The 20,555-nt window shown below is 44.8% G+C and carries 14 protein-coding genes and 3 pseudogenes; 4 read left to right on the top strand and 13 right to left on the bottom strand.

The features are described 5' to 3' along the window. Nucleotides 1–178: 178 nt before the first annotated feature. From NST45_RS27455 to NST45_RS27445, 3 genes are all read right to left on the bottom strand, one after another. On the bottom strand, nt 179–613 hold the full coding sequence (locus NST45_RS27455; RefSeq protein ID WP_036682401.1) for a MarR family winged helix-turn-helix transcriptional regulator: 435 nt from the start codon (nt 611–613) through the stop codon (nt 179–181). A gap of 1 nt (nt 614) precedes the next feature. Beyond that, nucleotides 615–1,571, bottom strand: coding sequence for a zinc-binding alcohol dehydrogenase family protein (locus NST45_RS27450; RefSeq protein WP_036682403.1), 957 nt, complete (start codon nt 1,569–1,571; stop codon nt 615–617). A gap of 172 nt (nt 1,572–1,743) precedes the next feature. Beyond that, a complete protein-coding gene (locus NST45_RS27445; protein ID WP_339824274.1) occupies nt 1,744–4,635 on the bottom strand; it encodes an S-layer homology domain-containing protein in 2,892 nt (963 codons plus the stop codon). A gap of 316 nt (nt 4,636–4,951) precedes the next feature. Here NST45_RS27445 and NST45_RS27440 point away from each other — a divergent pair, with 316 nt between their 5' ends. Further along, nucleotides 4,952–5,422 carry a pyridoxamine 5'-phosphate oxidase family protein gene (locus tag NST45_RS27440; RefSeq protein ID WP_036682406.1) on the top strand — a complete coding sequence of 157 codons (471 nt, stop codon included), beginning with the start codon at nt 4,952–4,954 and terminating at the stop codon, nt 5,420–5,422. Nucleotides 5,423–5,569: 147 nt separating this feature from the next. Here the strand turns inward: NST45_RS27440 and NST45_RS27435 are convergent. The 3 genes and pseudogenes from NST45_RS27435 to NST45_RS27425 all read right to left on the bottom strand — a co-directional run. Continuing rightward, a pseudogene (locus NST45_RS27435) lies at nt 5,570–5,902 on the bottom strand (ATP-binding cassette domain-containing protein); the annotation flags it as partial. 230 nt (nt 5,903–6,132) lie between these two features. Continuing rightward, nucleotides 6,133–8,376, bottom strand: a complete 2,244-nt coding sequence (locus NST45_RS27430) for a U32 family peptidase (protein ID WP_076140582.1) — start codon at nt 8,374–8,376, stop codon at nt 6,133–6,135. 292 nt (nt 8,377–8,668) lie between these two features. Continuing rightward, nucleotides 8,669–8,992: a DUF2834 domain-containing protein gene (locus NST45_RS27425; protein ID WP_036682419.1), complete on the bottom strand. Its 324-nt coding sequence runs from the start codon at nt 8,990–8,992 to the stop codon at nt 8,669–8,671. A 196-nt stretch (nt 8,993–9,188) separates the two neighbouring features. Here NST45_RS27425 and NST45_RS27420 point away from each other — a divergent pair, with 196 nt between their 5' ends. After that, nucleotides 9,189–9,320: a hypothetical protein gene (locus NST45_RS27420; protein ID WP_256715920.1), complete on the top strand. Its 132-nt coding sequence runs from the start codon at nt 9,189–9,191 to the stop codon at nt 9,318–9,320. A 97-nt stretch (nt 9,321–9,417) separates the two neighbouring features. Continuing rightward, a complete protein-coding gene (locus NST45_RS27415; RefSeq protein WP_339824271.1) occupies nt 9,418–10,890 on the top strand; it encodes an S-layer homology domain-containing protein in 1,473 nt (490 codons plus the stop codon). Nucleotides 10,891–11,213: 323 nt separating this feature from the next. Here NST45_RS27415 and NST45_RS27410 read toward each other — a convergent pair whose 3' ends face one another. Both NST45_RS27410 and NST45_RS27405 read right to left on the bottom strand, forming a co-directional pair. After that, complete coding sequence (locus tag NST45_RS27410; RefSeq protein ID WP_339824269.1) at nt 11,214–11,849, bottom strand: serine hydrolase; 636 nt, start codon at nt 11,847–11,849, stop codon at nt 11,214–11,216. Then, the gene (locus NST45_RS27405) at nt 11,815–12,336 is read right to left on the bottom strand and encodes a hypothetical protein (protein ID WP_339824267.1); all 522 of its coding nucleotides are present in this window, start codon (nt 12,334–12,336) and stop codon (nt 11,815–11,817) included. The genes NST45_RS27410 and NST45_RS27405 overlap by 35 nt, the downstream gene beginning before the upstream one ends. Nucleotides 12,337–12,493: 157 nt before the next feature. Between NST45_RS27405 and NST45_RS27400 the strand changes: the two genes are divergently transcribed. After that, a complete protein-coding gene (locus NST45_RS27400) occupies nt 12,494–13,411 on the top strand; it encodes an AraC family transcriptional regulator (RefSeq protein WP_036681034.1) in 918 nt (305 codons plus the stop codon). A gap of 232 nt (nt 13,412–13,643) precedes the next feature. On the opposite strand, the gene NST45_RS27395 is transcribed toward NST45_RS27400, so the two are convergent. From NST45_RS27395 to NST45_RS27375, 5 genes and pseudogenes are all read right to left on the bottom strand, one after another. Continuing rightward, nucleotides 13,644–14,657 carry an alpha/beta hydrolase gene (locus NST45_RS27395; RefSeq protein WP_076140580.1) on the bottom strand — a complete coding sequence of 338 codons (1,014 nt, stop codon included), beginning with the start codon at nt 14,655–14,657 and terminating at the stop codon, nt 13,644–13,646. Further along, nucleotides 14,647–15,216: a MarR family transcriptional regulator gene (locus NST45_RS27390; RefSeq protein WP_076140579.1), complete on the bottom strand. Its 570-nt coding sequence runs from the start codon at nt 15,214–15,216 to the stop codon at nt 14,647–14,649. The genes NST45_RS27395 and NST45_RS27390 overlap by 11 nt, the downstream gene beginning before the upstream one ends. A 234-nt stretch (nt 15,217–15,450) precedes the next feature. Beyond that, nucleotides 15,451–15,651 (bottom strand): annotated as a pseudogene (locus NST45_RS27385) (LuxR C-terminal-related transcriptional regulator); the annotation flags it as partial. Between the two features lie 105 nt (nt 15,652–15,756). Further along, nucleotides 15,757–19,323: pseudogene (locus NST45_RS27380) on the bottom strand (AAA family ATPase); the annotation flags it as partial. Nucleotides 19,324–20,122: 799 nt separating this feature from the next. After that, a complete protein-coding gene (locus NST45_RS27375) occupies nt 20,123–20,521 on the bottom strand; it encodes a hypothetical protein (RefSeq protein WP_076140575.1) in 399 nt (132 codons plus the stop codon). Nucleotides 20,522–20,555 lie beyond the last annotated feature (34 nt).

The following is a 20,555-nucleotide window of genomic DNA, read 5'->3' as shown; positions in this document are numbered from 1 at the left end:
ACCCCTAATATACAAAAACGCTACTGACAACGTTGTGTCAGTAGCGTTTTAGCATTTTTGCGGCTTCCTCGTAAATCCGATTTCAGAATGGTTCCCCATTGAATCCGTAATTCCTTTTACCCGAATATCCACCATCGCAATAAACATTGAGCTGTGTGTGAACAGTCATAATCTGCAACTAGTCGAATCTTTGCAACGATTCAAATAAACGCCTTAAGTTATTCAATAAGCTGTTCTTTTCCTCTAGAGTCCAGTCATCCAAAGCTTCATGCAAAATGCGTTCACGGGTGAGGCTAATCATTGCATTGATTTCCTCCCCGCTTTTCGTCAATTCAGACACACGAATGCGGGAATCTGCACTTGATGGATACGTATGAACCAACCCCGCGTTTTCTAACTTATCAATTTGCCGGCTAACACTCGAATAGTTTTTTCCCATCATGGCGGCCAAATCACCAACACTAGTCGGTTGGAGATGCACGATGCCCACAAAGACACGAAAGGTTGCTGCTTCCAAATTTACGCCAGCATTAGCAATCATCTTCTTATCACGGTCTGGCCTATTGATAATGGAAACTAAATCGATCAGTGCTTTAAAAATATCGTTTTCCATTTTATTTCACCCTTACAACAGGACGAGGCATTAGCGGGGCATTCCAAGCCTCTTCAATATCTTCTAGAGCGAACTCTTTTGTGGTAATTTTTATCTTCCCCTCGGCAGCCATTTCAAAGACACCTCTAACAGCAGATAGCATATCAGCTTTAGAAACACTCTTATCTCCGCTACCTACGAGTTCGATTGTTGATGAGCGTAAAAGAGATGAAGGTAAATGAATGCTTTCTTGGCCAGATGAAGTTCCAATGCTTACAAAACGAGTTGAACGATCCGTTTTCGCCTTAACAAGAGCTGACATGATAGCGAGTGCGCTGTCGCCCCAAAGATAATCCAATATAACATCAACACCTTCAGCAATAACTGGCATTAGGGCGTTTTCAAACATTTTTTGACCGTTGTCGGCTGTCATATCAAATGCAATAGCCTCATCAGCTTCAAGTGCTTGCAACTTCGATTCGTTGCGTCCTGTTACAATGACCTTCTTGGCCCCCAGACCCTTAGCAATCTGAACTGCTAAACTACCGGATGCACCAGTAGCGCCATTAATCAATACAGTTTGACCGGATTTAAAACCAGCTCGAAATACCAATGCAGCCCATGACGACATAGCAGGGTTGGCGATAGCGGCAGCAGTGAGATCATCAATACCATCTGGTAAACGGACAGTCAGCTTTTCGTTGACGATTGTTTGCTCAGCCAAACTGCCATATGGTGCAGTAGGCAGCGCAAAGTAAACACGAGACCCATCTTTCAAAGTTCCTACACCGTCGATACCGGCTACAATTGGAAAGTTAACTTCAGAAGAGTAGTGCATACCCATTGAACGGAACTTGCTAACTCGACTCAAGGCTGTGGCCGTAACGTTAATTATAACTAGCCCCTCTGTCCCAACAGGGGAATCACAATGACCCATTACGGGAATCGTCCCCTTATCCTTTACGATTGCTGCCTTCATATTTACACCCTTCTTCCACCCCATATTATGTGCATATTGCACATAATAAAGCATAACACAAATTATGTGCAATATGCACATTTTATTTGGAATCCATATCCGAACGCAAGTCCATTAGCTTATTTCCAAAAGAAACGGCTGGTCAGGTTCCCCTGATCCAGCCGTTTTTTGATTACTTTAATATTACATTATCGATTAGTACTGCCGTATCGTAGATACTATCTCCTTGATCCCAAACATGGAACCGAAGGACAATGGAGCCCTTGCCGGCAAATTGGCTTACATCAAATTGTACATGCTTCCAATTCGTCATGTATGTTGTATGATCCCCGCCGTAGAAATCAATCGCTACTTTGTTCTCTTCAATCCAATAGGCCGTGGATTCATTAATCGATTCAGCCCCGATAATAACAGAATCATTGCCATAGACACTGGACGTCACTGTATTGCCGCCATTCATGTGAGAAGTAATGAGGGAAGCCGTATTAATGTATACACTGGAAGTTACCGTTGCTCTGAAGGTGTCATTGAATTTGCTTCCAACGAATTCCTTAGGCTCCTCAGAAATGAAATTGTAATCAAACGATAGGGTTGTTGCACCCGCTGGAACAATGAAACTTTGCTCGATATAACTATCTGAATTGTAGTCATATCCTCCTTGATCATTGTTTTCATACCCAAGGCCAGTGCTGATAATAGCCATGTAGTTCCCCTCTGTCGGTTTAAGCGGTCCCAGCTTGGAGATCACCCGAACATCGCCGTTTCCATTCCAGCCGGTCCAAGTTCCGTTTTCAAAGGTTCCGTTGATGACCCCTTCGGTCTTAGTGCCAATGCTGCTTCCTTTCATGAAGAATGCCGCCAACCCATCGTTTGCTCCATGGGCAGCCACTGCTGCTTGAAAGGCTTTTTCGGTTGTCATGTTCTCATCGTTTAAAGCGGTAAATACGGATTTAGCAATAGCTTGATCATATGCAAGCTTTACATAATCGGTATATCCATAATAAGTGCCAGCACCATTGTTGATGAAGGCATCTGCCATGGAATCGTTGTACGCGCTGCGGCAGCTGCCATTATATACGATGGTATCAGGAAGCATATCGTTGTACCGTGTAATAAAAGACGGTGTAATAGCATAATAACCGGATATAATAGCCAATCTTCCCTTTTTCAAGTCCAACTCATAGGTCTTTTTGCTCTCTGTCGTTGCCTTTTCTCCTGTCAGGAACATGACTTGCGGTCCAGCGTATTTGAAATCAATGCCGTATTTATTATGGAGCTTCTGTAGCACTATTTCATCATAATAAGTATCTCCGTGGGTATCCAAGACCACGACGCCATACTGATTCAGTCCTTTAAAGAAATTCACGCCCGCTGCGGTGTCCTTTACTCTTTCCACAAGGAAAGGGTAACTCGACTGGTCAAAGCTGTGATATACAGCGTCATAAACAGTCGAAGATGGAAGTGTGCCGGAGAACGGAGAAATTACAGCAACCCGCTGGCTTCCTATGGTGGCTACAGTTTGTTCCACATTTTGCGTTAGCGCCTCAGCCGCCAATGCAGTACTGGACGCAGCCTCTTCTACGGTGCTGCTTAACCCTTTTGTATTCTCAGGAGCTGCGGATATCCCCCCTAGAATCCCGTTGTCCAGCAAATACCAGATGCTTCCTCCTTCACCCGAAATTCCAGCATGCTCTACTTCTGCTTGGGTTTGGAGCCAAGCCACAGTTTCTTCCTTTGCTTTTTGCAAATTACCATATGAAGTAGCCAGTTGATCAAGCTTACTCTGTGTATTATTTTCAATGATTTCCGTTTGTGCAAGCTGTTCATCCGTAAGATGCTTCATTACAGATAATTTAAAAACTGTGCTGCTTGGCACATCTCCCACAAACGCCTGCAGATTTATGTAACCCTCCGTACTTTCAGTCAATACTGCTTTGCCACTGTACAGCCCGTCTGCCTCAAGACTGTCTCCATGGGCTTCCAAACCGTCATCGTACAACGAAATGATTTGGGAAATCACTTTGCCGCTGTCATCTACTTGATAGACACTAGCGATTACCGTTCCTGCCGCATTAATCGATGAGCGGAATATAACTTCTGTTGGCTCTTCCACATAAATGGCATCTGAACTCTCCCCCTTCACCACAACCTGGAGAGCATTTGCCGGTGCCGGGGTTGCCGGTGTCGGTGTCGATGTCGGTGTTGGTGTCACTGGTGTTGGTGTCACTGGTGCTGGGGTTGCCGGTGCTGGGGTTGCCGATGCTGGCGTTCCCGGACCTGAAGCTCCCGGCGCTGGTGCTGTCACAGATGTCCCGTAGTCAGTTGTTGCCGGGGTGGCAGTCGGTGTTACCTCAGGACTCTTGCCCTTATTAACCTCTTCAGCCAGAAGCTGTTTGGATTTCTCGACATATACTGACTTATTGGTTTTGAACTCATAAGCCAGACGAGCCAGAGCTTGGCGCTCCGCATGCTCTTTGGGTTTGAATTTCAGGGTGCCGTCACTGCCTTGGACCCCGTTGATGAAACCATTTTTAAAGGCAAGGGATACTTGTGCTTTTGCCCATTCGGACACCTCTGAGATATCTGACAGCTTGCTATCAACCGGAAGCTTCTTCGCTGTTTCATCCAATTCGAAAGCTCGGATGAAAAATACGACCAGCTCTTCACGGGTGACATTTGCATTAGGACTGAAGGTGGTCGCCGATGTCCCCTCCGTAATGCCTGCCTTTACCAATGCACCTACATAACCGCGATACCAACTGTTCGCGGCAACGTCTTTAAACGGTGCGGCTTGATCAGCATTTGCTTCTAGACCCAACGACAGGACTATGATTTTCGCCAGTTCGGCACGTGACATAGCCTTTTTCGGTTTAAAAGAGTTATCTTCATACCCTGAGATTATTCCTGCTTCAGTTAATGAATGAATCTCCTTTTGCGCATAAGAGCCTGTGATGTCTTTGAACTGTGAGGCCTCACCAAACACCATATGTGGCGTAAGAGTGCTTACTAATAGGGCAAACACAATCATCAGACTGAGTTTACGGCGTGCTGCTTGGAATAACATTGTTTCTTCCCCCTTCTTACTCTAAAAATATCAATGAGTCTGTCGTCCTAGTGAGTTCCAAGGATGGCATTTTACACCATTATTCGACAACTTCTTGATTCTACAATAGGACCAGGGTAATTTACAATGTCTATTACATAAAAAAAATAGATATATTTGTAGACTGGAGATTAAATGGCATAAAAAAAAGACCATCGAGTATAAGCTTGGATTGATGGCGATTTAATCTTTTATCGTATTATTCTTCACATGCACTAAGATTTTACAATGATAAGCTTAACAATGTATACCTTATGACATTTTAGGAGGTAGTATAATGAGCAAGTACGACGAAGCCATGAAGCTGCTGGAAGAACAAGTGGGTAACAAGGACGGCCTGATTACTCTGTCTACCATCGCGCTGGAACCCGGGACCAATGGTATAAGCCGTCCCGCCGCCCGCATAGTGGACGCCTATTATGAGGACGGCGCGTTCTACACCGTCACTTATGCGACCTCAGGCAAAATGCGGCAGATCGCCCAGAACCCCGAAGTCGCCGTTTGTATCATCGTCGAAAACTTTACGGCCGATGGTATCGGTGAGAACCTGGGCTGGGTATGTGACGAGAATAACGCCGAGATGATGACTAAGTTGCGCACTATATTCGCCGATTGGTATAACGAAGCCAATAACGACGAAGATCCTAACACATGCCTGCTGCGCATTCGCCTGACAAAGGGCCTGTGGAATGACGCCCATAAAGGGATCAGAAATGAGATTGATTTTATCAATAAGACGGCAAATTAAGTGGTCTGAGTGGTTCGCCTTATTGGATTAATCTAAAGTAGACATTTGATAATATTCAATGTTAGCTCCAAAGGGAGTGTGCGCATACTCCCTTTTTTCGTCGTTACTTATGATAAGGTTACCGCAACATCTATGAACGAAACTTGGTTACACCCCTGATCTTAACGATTCAGCTAACGACAATTTCCCATCTTCCATCCGGTATACCTTGTCGCAATATTCAAGCATACGCTCATCGTGGGTAACCATAATCGCCGCTTTCTGGCGTGACTTCACCTCTTGCGCAATTAGACTGACTACTTCATGGGCGCGCTTGGTATCCAAACTTGCTGTCGGCTCATCCGCCAAGATGACATTGGGGTTATTAATTAAAGCACGAGCGATCGCTGTCCGCTGCTTCTCCCCACCTGACAGCTCCCCTGGAAGACTTTTTAACTTCGAGCCCAGACCCAACTCTGCCAGCAACTTAGTAGCGAATTGCGGGGAGTCCAATTCTACAACGTGCATTGAATAACCAATATTGGGAATCCAATGGATTAAAGAGTGTATTGGACAGATACAACTCCTTACGGAATATTTCATGAACCGCCGTATACCGAACGGTACGTACGGTGGTGTGAGAGGCCGGGGGCTCGCCGCCCCCTCCTACTCGATTCTTTTATGTTAAGCTGAACGATTAGCAAGGAAGACAGCGTCATCCCTTTGGCTACCTACACAATCTCTTTATTAAAATGTCCTCTTGTGTCTGTTTCCTGATTAAAGACAGCATTATTCATAGAGCCATTTAATTTGCCTGACGCCATATTAATGACTTCCACAACCTGCCCTTTTGATTCAACTGTGAAGTTTAATCTGAGCGCCTCGATTCCTTTGATGTTGTGTAGCTCATCTAAAAGATTAAGCGTCTTCCCATTAAGAATAGTCGTTGTACAATCATTATGGGAAATGATAGGGAACGTTCCGTGCTCATCTTTTAACTCATAGCTCTTCGTTTTGCAAATTCTGCATTGATTCATTTTTTTCATCGGACAATATTTCGTAAACATCAAAGGAGCCCTGCCATATACAATCATTTCCAGTGCAGGATAGCCGTCATTTTCTTTAACATAGGCATTCATTAAATCTTCAATTTGGCTCTTATTCAGTTCATAAGATAAAGTGACTCGTTTTGCACCTAATTTATATAATTCATAGCAACTAATAGTATTAACAACATTTAGAGAATAGTCCGTAACAAACGGATTAGTTTCTCTGTAGTGATAAATTCCGCCATATCCTCCGATTAGTAGCTGCCCTTCTTTTTCCTTGTAATCATCCTGATTTCTTCTAACAACGTTTTTATAATAGATTTCCTTAATTCCACAGCTCACGCAAGCATCATACTGCTCCTTAGTCGTTACAGAGGCCGTAAAGTATGGTTTTTCAGGGGCAAAGCTTATTTTTTCTTTTGCTTCCAAAGCCTTGGTTCTTTTCTTCTGGCTGTTAAGCCTTAAGTCATATAAGCCCAGTACAATATCTCTTCTTGCTGCATTTAACAGTTTAGCTGGAATAAAAGCATTGCATTCCTCAAAATCCACATGATTAAGTTCGAATATCGTATCATTTAATCTTGAAAATTGCTTGATTACCTGGTCTTTTGTTGTTGGATTATTAATGGCTTCGCCTAGTATTTCCTCGCTTTCATATGAATAATGACAGCCTAAGCCCTCCGCATCTATGACAAGCTTTGAATCTGGACGTGCATACACTCTAATATCGAGGTTAAACCGCTTAAATTCTTTTTCCAGTGATGCTTCTAATTCTTTGTTATAGAAATAATCCTTCGTTTTATATACTAAATCTCCCGTAGACATCTTTTCTTTGATTTTGATATAGCAGACATCCTCTGCTTTGTTGATTAATTCGCCCTCTTTATCGTACAGTTTTGCAACCGTTAAATTAACATCTTCATTGTTGTGACTTATTCGAATGGTATCGTTCTGATTTAAAGGACGTGTAAGTGTTATTTCATACCTATCTTTAACAATCTTGCTGATTGTTCCAATTTCATAACCAAAGTTATTAGGTTTTAAGATATTTGTAATATTTCTCCTGTCTTCGTGAAACAAATACCCTTTAGTAAATGTTCTATTGAATGTTTTTTTCAGATTTTCTTTGTCTTCTTCGGTTATTTTATGATCTAAGGCCTTACGATATTTGGATACAACATTAGCAACATACGTAGGCGCCTTCATTCGGCCTTCTATTTTTAAAGAATCGATTTCTTTTAAATCATGGATATAATCGATGGTGTTTAAGTCCTTAGTAGATAGAATATAGCTTTTACCTAAAGATGTATCTGTTGTCTTATCGATTAGTTCATACTCCTTACGGCATGAACCCACACATCTTCCGCGATTTGCGCATCGATTGCCGAGCAATCCTGACATTAGACAATTTCCCGAATAAGATACACATAAAGCACCGTGAACGAAAATTTCTAAAGGGATTTCAGCTATTCTTTTGATCTCTTTTACTTTTTCAATCTTGACCTCACGGGACAGAACAACTCTTTTCGCACCAAGTTCTTTAAATAATAAAGTTCCGTCTAGATCATCTATTCCCATTTGAGTTGAACAATGTGCTTCCATATCAACAAAGTTTTTAACGATATAATCAAAAGCAATCAGGTCCTGGACGATAATACCATCAACACCGATTTCATTTAATTCCTGTATCTGCACTTTCATCTCTTCAACTTCGTTTTCGAAAACGATGGTATTCATAGCAACATAGATTTTAACGTTCCTCAGGTGCGCATACGTAACCGCCTCTTTTAACGTTTCTAAATCAAAATTAGACGAGTATGCACGTGCACCAAATTTTTGCATTCCTAAGTATATTGCATCACAACCATTAGAAATTGCAGCTTTTAAAGCTTCCATATTTCCTGCTGGAGCTAGTAATTCAGTCATTTCTTCCTCCTTATGACCCATAAATTGTACGCTAGTTAAAGCGAAATTCTTTATTAAAGATATTTTTTGTTACGCCTCAAATTTCAGACTATTACCATTAATCATAAAATAAGAACTATACTTAAGCTGCAGCAAAACGCACAAGCCAATGGCTTGTGCGCTTGTTTTAAATGACCTCATTTGCTATGAGGGACGTATCACATAATAATTCTTTAAGTACATTTTTCGCCACGCGTATCTTCTCATCATTAGCGTCACGAACGGCAAGTCTTCATACTAAAACAGAATGATGTTATTTTAAAATGTTTTTCTCCATGTGTAATTGTCGAAGAAACAAAAACAAGGGAAGACCCAGTGAAGGACCTACCAGTAGCGTACCTGCAATCGGCAGCCATAAATATTTCATTCTCTTTCTGGTACCTTCTAACAGAATGAATCCGATAAGCACGATCGCGGTAACTAAAACATCCATCCATGCAAAAGCTCCGATACGCGTACTGATTATGGCTTCAAATAGGAGACCCAAATCGAGGCCGTTGCGCACGACCCAAGGGATGAATTGCGAATAGGGCAAGACGAGTCCCAAAAAAGATAATACTCCGTAAAAATACTTCATTTATACCCCTCCATTATTTTGTAATTCCAAAAAGCCCGCAGCGCGATTTTCCAAAAAATTTGCCGCTATTTATGATACGGCTATGGACGACCGTTTATGATTAAGGCACACGCATCCTTACTCCAATCACTCGTGAACGCACCGGATCGGCAGCTGGGAGGAAAACGGCGATATCGTAGGAGTAGCATGCCATGAGATGAATATCGGTGAAAGCTACTTCTTAATCAAGGACAATTATCATTTTTTGAAACCCGGCATGGTTGATTATGCTGAATCCGAGCTTTGCAAAAAATCTGCTGACCAAGCCAGCCTTGATATCCGGGTGTAGATTATTTTCCTCAAAATCTATTTAAAATTGAAATAAATGCCGATATAAACCTTACGTCAGATTTACATCTAAAAAAATAAATTAAGGAGCGTATTCTATGAAAAGGAAAGTTTCAAAATGGATTCTTCTATCGTTAGTAGCTTGCTTACTCATTCCAAGTGTGGTTTCTGCAGCAGAAGTTACTTCACCACCTACAAAGACTTCTAAAGATTTCCCAGATTTAGCAGGTCTGGATGCGGCTCTTCTTGCCAAAATTGATGCATTGCTAGCCAAGGGATACATGGAAGGTAATGGCACCGATAAATTTGATATTACTGGAAACATGACGCGTGCGGAATCTGCTAAACTTGTAGCTAAAATTTTCAACTTAACCGTCGGGACAGAAGCCACTTCGTCCTTTAAAGATGTAGATGGTTCGGATGCTTCTTCGAGTTGGTCAATTCCGTTTATTGAAGCGGCAAAAAAAGCTGGAATCATTGATGGCATGACGGACAACACATTTGCACCAAAGGATAACGTAACTACTGGGCAGCTTGCTACAATGCTAGTTAAGGGGTTTGGTAAAAAATCCGAGGTGCAAACGACGACTCCATGGTACCAGGGTTACTTAGATGTTGCCAAGGCGAGCGGGTTTGATGTAGGCAACAATGGAGCCAAGCTTGCTACTCGCGCCGATCTTGTAGTCGGATCTTATTCAGTAACAGAAGCTATAGACAAAGCTAAAGCTAAAGCTGAAGCATCAGGAACAACAGCAACGCCAACACCAGTACCAACAGCGACGCCAACACCAGTACCAGCAGCAACACCAGCACCAATACCAGTACCAACACCAGTACCAACACCGGTACCAACACCGGTACCAACATCAGTACCAACACCGGTACCAACACCGGTACCAACACCGGTACCAACACCAGTACCAACACCAGTACCAACACCAGTACCAACACCAACACCAACACCAACAGCAACACCAACACCAACACCAACACCAACACCAACACCAACACCAACACCAACACCAACACCAACACCAACACCAACACCAACACCAACACCAACACCAACACCAACACCAACACCAACACCAACACCAACACCAACACCAACACCAACACCAACACCAATGACTGCACAAGCCGCGTTGGAAGCGATTAATGCTTACTATGGCCAGCCAGAGCCAAATGTCGATGCGCCTGACGAATCCATATTTGACATTGCTGGAGTAACAGGTGTCACTCAGTCGAACTTAATCTATATTGATTATGCATTGAGCGCGGACGCGAAATCTCCATGGACCGTAACTGAAATCCAAGCGATAGTTAATGAAGTTCGTGCTGGACTAGCGTTGACAGAGATCAGTAATTACTTTTGGGATCCTGGATATGCCCCTAAGCCTGACGCAACGACATTTGCCGTTGCAGGGATAACGGGAGTAACCACTAACAACTTAGACCAAGTCATAGAAGCTATTGGGTATGCCCATGATCACAGATACGAATATAACCCGCCGTTTTCTTTAACTAACAGCAATCAGCTCCAAGCTGTCGTTAACGATTTGTTGGAATAAAATGAATTAAACTAGAATAGTAGCGGCGTAAGGGAGATGATCCCTACGCCGCTATTTTCTTCTTTAGGTTCGATTGGGATGACGATACCTGGGGACAACGCCTGCCACGGATTTATTTCGCCATACTTATGATAAGGTTCACCGCGATAGCTGAAGCGGCATTTTCTTTCTTACCGGGCAGAGGGAGGATTCTCCCCAGGCATCCTTGTCATAGGTTTCCCCCTTAAAGGGCATTCGTGTGGGTGCCCTTTAATTGTGTATACATTCGAATTTCAACGTTGGTTGGAGTTCAATAAAACAGCGGTAGGCTAGGACTATATCCTCTATTTGTTCTTCACCGCTTTAACCAAGCTCTCGATAAACTGGATAGGAAGGGTGGTATCCTGGGGATTCCCGGTGGCAGCCGAGTTCACGACGATCACTAGATTCAGGTCGGGAACAATGGTCAGATATTGGCCGGCATAACCCAAACCGAAAACTGCCTTGTGCCCGCCGTACTGATTCATCCACCAATGGTGGCCATATTCGCCGAAAAACACATTTCCCTCCGAATGCCGAGAGGTCGATTCCCGGATCCATGCTTCCGAGACGATGCGCTTGCCATCCCATACGCCACGGTTAAGCACCAATTGGCCAATCTTGGCCAGATCCCTTGGCTTCATCTTCAGGCCGAAGCCCCCTGAATTCGAATCGTCCGGTGAACGGGGCCACTTCATGCTATCAATTCCGAGAGGACCCAACAGATGCTCCTTGGCAAAATCGAGTTCGGATTGCCCAGTCGTTTTCCTAAGAATTGCCGCCATTAGTTGGGAACCGCCTGTATTGTAGTTCCATATTTCACCTGGCCTAGAATCCATCGGTTGGCTGAGTACAAATTGGTTCCAGTCCTTGGTCTCCGTCATAGGCTGGATCATATAATTCCAATCAGTCCATTCCGGGAAATGCAAGCCACTTGTCATGCTGAGCAAGTGCTCTCAAGTGCTCTAATGTAATGGATCTCTTATCGGTTGAATTGAACAACTCCTTATATTCGGGGAAAAATGGCTCTATCGGCTCATTTATTCCTTTCAGATAACCTTTGTCGATAGCTATCCCGATCAAGAGCGATGTCACGCTCTTGGTGACCGAGTTTATAGCCAGCTTGGAATCCGACATGCCGTCCTTGTAATACTCGGAGACAATTGTACCGTCCTTAACAACGAGCATGGAGAGAACCGGCGATTCCTTGGCATATTGCATCACTGCTTCGACTTCCTTGGGATCCATCTTAACCTGCTCTGGAGTGCCGATCGGCCACTCCCCGTTGGGCAAGTTGATCACCTTAGAGTTGCTGGGGGACACCACAGGGGCTAAGGACTTTTCGGAAGAGCAAGCGGACATGGTAAGGATCAGGCTAGCTGCCCCTGCCAACATGGCCAGCTTGGCATAACGGAATATTTCGGTCATACATGAACACATCCTTTAAGGTTATCTTCTTTCTTCCCTTATGGTAGTGTAATGGGCGCGTATCATCTTCCAATTTCTTGCTAACTGATTAACAATTCTTGCTATAATAGAGATAGGATTGAATCAATAATGAAAATAAGGGGGGACGGTGAAACGAATGGTGGCAGCAAAAGCGTTGGAATTGGAATACCGATACCGGGTCAACCATGTCGTCAACTATATGGAGGAGCATCTTACGAATCCATTAACCCTTAAAGAAGTCTCGGACATGGCCGCCTTCTCCCCCTTTCACTTCCATCGGGTGTTCAAAGTGGTGATGGGCGAGAACGTGCACGGGTTTACCCGGCGGATCCGCATCGAGAAGGCAATCAAGCTACTGTTGTTCCACCCAAACCGGAGCATAACTGATATCGCCTTGGATTGTGGTCTGCAAACCCCGGCCCACTTTTGCAGAGTGTTCCGTGAGCATACCGGGCTGAGCGCTTCCGAATGCCGGGACAGGTTTCCTCTCCAGACGATTGCGGAACGGTTCAGGGCCCGATTCACCTTTGAAAAGTCCACCGAACTGTCCCGCAAGCTGGCGGAACTCCCGATTGAGATTCGGAACCTTGCTCCAATGAATGCTATCTACGCGCGGTATAGGGGAACCATCAATGAAGGAACAATCAATTCGGACATTACAGGGCTCTTTGAGCGGGTAGCCTCGTGGTTGGACGCGAGAGAAGCACTGAAAAAAGGATGTCTGACGGTCGGACTCATCCTCGACGACCCTTTCATCACGCCGGATGGCAGACACAGGTATGATGCTTGCATTACAACGGAGCAACAGATGACGCCGACTGGCGATCTGGGCATCCGGACGATTCCTGGAGGCAAGTACGCCATTGTGCGGATAACAGACAGACTGGATATGGTGAAAGATCTGCTGCACCTGGTCTCCATCGAGTGGCTTCCCCTAAGCCCATATATATGGGATGTTTCACGTCCGGCCCTGGAGATTTACTTCCCCAACTCCCTTCACCATCCGGATGGACAGTGCGAAATGGAATTCGGTATCCCGATCAAACTAAATTAAGCAAGCTTCTGATGTATCAGACACATCTTTTTATATAGATTTTTATTTGAACTTTCTCGTTAGCTGAACGCCCTCTCGTTCCACTGCCAGCAAGGACTTCACGTCAAACTTTTCCCCCTACTTATGATAAGGTTCACCGTATCACTCTAACGGCGAATTGAAGGGGGCACCCTTGCAGGTACCCCCTTCAGTAAACATTACTTTAGGGGTATATCTCATTTATATGTAGTTACTACGCCAGCAATGGCGTGCTCTCGCTGTAGGTAGTTTCACTGGTTTTATTCATTTCTTCAATCTTGTTTATTTCCAACAGAGCATCAAAGAACAGAACTGGCTGTTCCATCATTGTCATATGTCCCGCATTAGGAATGATATATATTCCTTTATTCGGAGCTTCGATCTCTTCAAAATACTTTTGGGCAATGACATAAGGAGCCTGCCAATCATTCCCACCCAAAATATAATAAATAGGAACCTTATATTTTGCCGTTTCAGTACGGAGATTGAAATCACCTAGAAATTCATGCAGCTTAGCATTTACCCGAAAAATCTTCATGAACGCAATAATATCTGAAAACTTGAAAATAGGGCTCTTGAACACCGTTATCCAAGTCGAAAGGTCTAGCTTTATTCCTGTTTCATATTTTCCTTGGAGCTTTCTTACCACATCAACCTTCTTCAAAAATGGTTTGTTAAATACAATTCGGTTGCCCGGATATTCACCAACGGACTCCAGCCTTCTCATTGATTTAGTATCACCGGCTTGCGCAATTAGTTCTTTAACTTTGTTATAACCGACTCTCTCATTTTCCAACATATCAATAACCTGTGAGGCGCCTATATAATAAGCTACCTCTTCTGGATACTTCTTAATAAACACAGAACCCAATACACTTCCCCAAGAATGACCGATCAGGACGATCTTCTGCTTGTTATATTTCTTCTTCAAGAATTGGATGACTTCAAACAAATCCTGCAGCACCAGATCAATCGTTGGAAGCTTATCTGGATTTCTGGTTAAAGTCTTCCCAGTCCCGCGCTGGTCCCAATGAACCACCGTATAGATGTCTTCCCATTTTTCTTGGAACGCCCTCGTAAACAAAGATTCAGCTGAGCCGGGTCCTCCATGCAAAAATAGCATCACAGGGTTATCATAGTTAGTTCCCAAGTGATACAAGTATTGATTGATTCCATTGATTGGTGCGTATTCTTCAATATTAATTAGCCTTGCAGACTTATTCTTCATGGCTATTCTCCACTCCTCGATGGGTTCTTCGTTTTTCAAATTCCTTCAGTACCTTCATCTGGGTGTCGTTTTGATTCTCCGTGAATTCCAAACTACCATCTTCTTCAAATCCATCTTGTTGCTCACCGTCAAAGCGGTATAGTTTCTTTAATAGACCCCACATTGTTTCCAATTCCTCCGTAGAAAACTCCGTAAAAAGTTCTTCTAAGAAGAATGTTGCTTTTTCGCCGTCTTCCAATAGGGCTTGTTTTCCAGAGTCAGTAATCGTCACATTGACAGCCCGTTTATCCTTACTACTAGGCGAAATCTTAATGTAGCCCTTATTCTCCAAAATCATGATCATCTGTTTCACACTCTGTTTTGTGGAACCTAACTTTCTTGCAATGTTGTTCAACGTCGATTCATCTTCGGATATATGAGCAACGGCCATCATTACCATAAACTGTCTGGATGTAAAATGATCCATGTAGTTATCACCTTTACCCTGAATCTTATTGGTAAGAGAGAATGAAGTCGCATATATTTGTTGCATCAAAAATAACTCTCTGTAATTATCCATGAGTCCTCCTTTTCTCAGTTAGACAATATGTTGTCTTTATTCATCATAGCAGATTATTTTAATTAGTCAATATACTGTCTAATTATAGATAGACGGACCCCGATAGAACTGAAAGTCCTTTTTCTAGAGTGTGGAGATATATCCTCGGATAAGGCAGAATTTCTTACCCTCCTAAAGATGTACACCTCAAAAAAACGAAAAAAAGAGCCCCTTAAAGGCTCGCTTCCTCGTTCGTCAATCTATCAATTGCAGCTCCCTGGCACGGACAACGGCTTGCCCCCGCCGCTTCACGCCAAGCTTGCCGATGACTCTCGATACATGCGTCTTGACCGTCGTTTCGGCAATACCGAGCCGCTCGGCAATCTCTCGGTTCGATAGCCCTTCAGCAATATTCATTAAGATTTCGTACTCCCGGTCGGTCAGTGGCTCACTCAGCTCCGTTTGATCGGGGCTTGGGACAGGCAACGGCAACGAGATATTTTCTACGGCACCCCCAACATCGCCTTCCAGCAGCTCGACATAAATCATCCGCGTCGCGACAAGCTCTAACACCTTTACGTCCCGATCCGTAAACACACCTGGTAATTTCCGATTTTCCAAGTAGAGTAAATAGGAAGCTCGATCTCCCGGAACCGCGATCGGTATGCACAATATTGATCTGGGCTGCTGTGCTTCAATATAATGATCCTTCACCCAAAAACTCCGAATCGCATCATGGAGAAGTAGCGGCTTACCTGTCAACGCAGTATGACTCAAGACGCTCTCTGCATACAATCCGGATGCCGTTTGCTTATCCGACCGATCTGATCCGCCTGCTTCGATAGCAAACCCGTCACCTTGGCGGCTCAACAAGAGACCCCAATCGGCGCCAGACTGGCGAAGCGCTGCTTCCAGCAGACTTGTCATCCAGCTAGCCTGCTTCAGCTTGCTAACCCCCTCAATGAGTTGTCGCACAAGCTCATACTCGCCTTCCCTCGCCTCTTCCCTGCCTTCCACTGAAGTATTCAGCTGTGGCATGTCCATGCGCTTACGGTCGCTTTCCACTTCCTGCTCCAAGATCTGCTCCTCCTGCTGCTTGGCAGCTGGGTAAACCAACAGATCGGCATATCTGCCTTTGATTTGGGCCACCTTGGAGGTGATGCCCCATTCGGCGAACGCGGCGCAGGCATCCATCATGTTAATCATCGCACCGGATCCGCTAATTAAGTCATCTTTATAGCAGATTGCAAGCCGTTCGCAGGCAATCCCTTCAATTAGAGCGTATTTTTCAGCTCTCGCCTGCCCAATCGCAGCCATATATCCGTGTACCGCAGCCATCGGATTTCCAGCCATTCGTTCGTCCTCCGCTTTCATTAGCAAATATGCGGAGGACCTGTTGCCTAGAAATCCTCGCCAGCTTTTCATTTTTCGCAATTGACGACGTATAGCTTGCCGTATCTGCTTGCGTTCTTCCTCGTTTTTCTCCAAAAATATAGCGGCTAAGCTCAAACTCTCATAAAAGCGTTGCTTGCGAATTCTTGTCCAATCCAGTGACAGCTCGTTCTGCCTTCCCTGCTTCGCCCAGTACAAGGCTTCCTCATAATTACCCGACAAGTAAGCCACTTCTAGCCTGCAGACACAACCATAGTTATCCTCTTCCTGTTGCTTCGAAGCGCCGCTTGACGGAACCTGCGGAATGGAAATGAAGTCTTCCCTCTTAGATTCGTCCTGTAGTGCTAACATGTAACTCTCTGCGATCCGTACTATTTCCTGTGTCTTGTCGCTGGCGAACTGTCGCATATTCTCCTCATAATACTGGAGTAGCTCCTTTAAAGCATCCAGGTCACCGCTGTACGTCACGAGACAGGTAATCAGGGCCAGATTGGCGAAATCTCTTTCTCCACTTTCTAACCCTTGGCGCATCGACTTATACATCATGATGAAAGCCTCCGAGGGCTTATCCATTTGCTTAAACATTCCACTCGCAAAATTAAATGAATGTTGATTAAAATTGGACAAATTAACCATTTCCGAAAATACCCGTTTGGCGATTGAAGGCGCTTGAACATAGTTTGGAAGCACCCTCTGTATGATCAACTCGTATCCTACGATCATGACGGCAAGTGATTCGTTTAACCCTTTCTGAAGCCCGTAACGGATAAACCGAGCATAGAATTCTAGCAACGCTCTGGCGTCATGCATAAAGAGAGGAAAAAATAGCTGCTCCAATAACAGGCATAACTCCGTATACTCTTCATCAAGAGCGTCGGACAACAGATAAGACTTATTGCGTTTTCGATACAACATAAGCCCTGTCCGAGTCACTTCCTTGGCGATGGACAACAAGGAGCTATTCTCCTGAAGCTTCCATCCATAAGCCTCCAACGCTTCTTTTCCAATTGCAATTGCCGCCTCATTGTCCACAAACGCGTGAAATTGAATCAAGGGCACCCATATGCACGAACGCTTCGATCGGCTCATCCCCTTGGTGTTCTTATTTAAATCCGACAATAGTACTCTCGCCCGGTCGGGTTGCCCGCCCATATACTCCGTCCATGCTAACACCAACTGCAGTTGAACATTGAGCTCGCCCGATTCGAGCTCTTTGTATTCCGTTAATAGGCGAATCCCATTCTCCGCATATTCTTTCCCTTTTACATAGCGCCCATCAGCTAATGCCTTCTTTCCCGCTTGAAGATTATGCTCAACCAGTTGCCGAACCTCTTGCCCTGACAGAACCGATGCGGCTAGGTTCAAGTGATCGATTGCCGTCAGCGTCGTATTATCACTCCACTTGGGAAAGCTGCGTTGCAGCAGCTGCCCGATCCTACGGTGCCTGTCCGCGTTGCGTCCTGAATCGAAATCATATGCCATTCGGTGAATGCACTCATGGACGAACAAATAGATTCGATCCTGTCTGTCTCCCTGCTCATCCTCATCCTCACGATAGATGATTCCTTCTGCCTCTACCTCTTGTAGCCCATGGAAAGCGGCATCCGGCACCATGTCGCATGCTTTGGCAAGAATCGACAATCGGAAAGCAGAGCCAATCGCGGCAGCCATGGCTAGAAGCTGCTTTGTATCGTTCGATAGCTTAGTGAAGCTCACCTCCATCAGACGGAGGTGAGCTTCTGGATCGCCCATTTGCCGGATGACTTCCGGATCCCATGACCACTGATGCCTATTATCGTCAAAGCTGAGTTTTTTCTCTTGCAGCCAGCCTTCTAGTATCAGACGTATCGCCCGAGGGTTACCACCGCTTTGATTATAGACAGATCTGGCCAGAAGACGAATACGAGCAGAATTTTCATGCAAGGCATCGGAGACATATTGGCTCACCTCTTCGTATGTCAGTGGCAGGAGGGCCACTATTTCCTCCGAATTGGTACGCCATCTCTCAACTAACCAGGTAATCTCTGGGAAGTGATTCGAATTAGGTTCTCCCAAAGTGGGAGCTTGCTCAACTGTCATCCGGCTCGTTCCAATCAGGAACAAACCGGGTACCGTATGCTTCACAAGGGAGTCAAGTACCGCATGCGTTCCATGGTCGGCCCATTCCAGGTTATCAATAAACAGGACAAGCGGGGGCTTGCATTCGGCCATGCATTGCATGAGATGTGGCAGATGATCTCTGGCACGATCCCAGCCATTTTCTTCGTCCACGGCAGCCGATACCTCCGTCTCGGTTCCAAACAGCGAATGAATCTCGGGCAAAATAGTGACGATTTCCCTCACATCTCGTCCAAACTCCGCCTGCAGCTTTATTTTAAGCTGTGAAATGACATCTGCCGGCTCGCTCCACAGCTGATCCACCCATTGTCGCAAAGCTTGAAGAATCGGTTCATACGGTGCAGTTTGCTGAAGAGGTTCTGCTCTCCCTTCAACAAACATGCCTCCACGCCGAGCGACCTTTAACTGTAATCTGCGAACGAGCGTCGTTTTGCCAATGCCCTCCTGGCCGCTCACCCATGAAAATACGCTCATCCCTTGAGCCGCCTGCTCAAGTTTGGCCTCCACTTGCTCTACTACAGCGCTGCGCCCGTACCAATTATCGGTTCGACCTAGCGAACGAATTTGGTCTAGGCGGCCTACTTCGAAGGGCGTCAGCGATCCTTGTTTATTCAGCATGTCCCGACACCACTTCAGATCCTCAAGTAACCCGTAAGCGCTCTGGTACCGATCCTCCGGAGATTTGGCAAGTAACTTCATCAAAATATTTTGCAGCGGCCCTTCTCCCTCCAACCGATTATGAAGCTGAGGCTTCCTGCTAATATGTACAGTACTCCAATCTTCACCGTCTTCAGGAAGAAAAGGCAGTTGTCCGGTGAACAGCTCATAAAAAATAACGCCTACTGCGTATAGATCGCTGCGTTCATCCGGCACACGATTAATCCGTCCTGATTGCTCAGGAGACCGATAAGCAGCATTACCTACCCCGATCTTTATCATGCGCGCCGTCTTTTCATCCCATTGAATACTGATGTTAACGGGGCTCAAGCATCCGATCATCCCATTCTCTTGATGCTCACGGAGCACCAATTCCGTCAATGGGATGGAGAGCTCAATGAAGCCTTCAATCTCTATAGGAGGCTCCTTTATGTAATCTTTTAGTTTCTTAATCATAGCCGACAATCGTACGCACCTACCTAAAATATAAGTTAAGTTTTGAGTTATAGATGGTTCGAAAGGTCCTGATCTCTTTGGTTAGGAAGATAAGTTTATTATAAATATTAATCTATGATGCTTTTGGAGTCCATTAGTTTTAATTCCCCCCCTGTAAGTTAACTCAAATATACTATGGGCGCACGAAAAAAAGACACCCGGTCCGGGTGCCTTATAGGGTTCAGCTCAGCGAAACTATTGGCAAAAACACATGCATTCGCCTGACTATTTCTGTTGAAGCAACCGTAATATAAGTACCGCCTCCTCAGCCCGTGTGGCCTCCGACTCCGGTTCGAACCGATTCCCGCTTCGACCTTGTGTTAGTTCCGTCATAGACACCGCCGGCAAAGGCAGAAGATCCTTTTATAAATCCGCTTGGCCATGCCTGATATCCAGTAAATGTTCTTCCTAACACTTCATCCCCAAGAATGGAGCCACTATACCCAATTCCATCTTGACCGGAGATGTTTGTAGCGGCTGCAACAGTCGATATGCCGCCAAATTCTACGCTTCCCGAAATACCTCCTATTATAAAAAGGATAATCAATAACATTATTGCTAATTTCCTACTTTTCCTTGTCATCATTCTTTTGTCCTTACGCATAAAGAATTCTTCATCGCTAGAAGCCACCAATATTAATAGAAGCCTCTTGGTCGTCTCCATATAAAAAGTCTCCTATCATTTCGCTTTATCTAAA

Origin of the sequence: Paenibacillus sp. FSL R7-0163 (assembly GCF_037969975.1) — a bacterium.
In the GTDB taxonomy this organism is placed as follows: Bacteria; Bacillota; Bacilli; order Paenibacillales; family Paenibacillaceae; genus Paenibacillus_AQ; species Paenibacillus_AQ odorifer.
The sequence above is the reverse complement of the archived record's forward strand: the minus strand, read 5'-3'. Positions and strand labels throughout refer to the sequence as shown.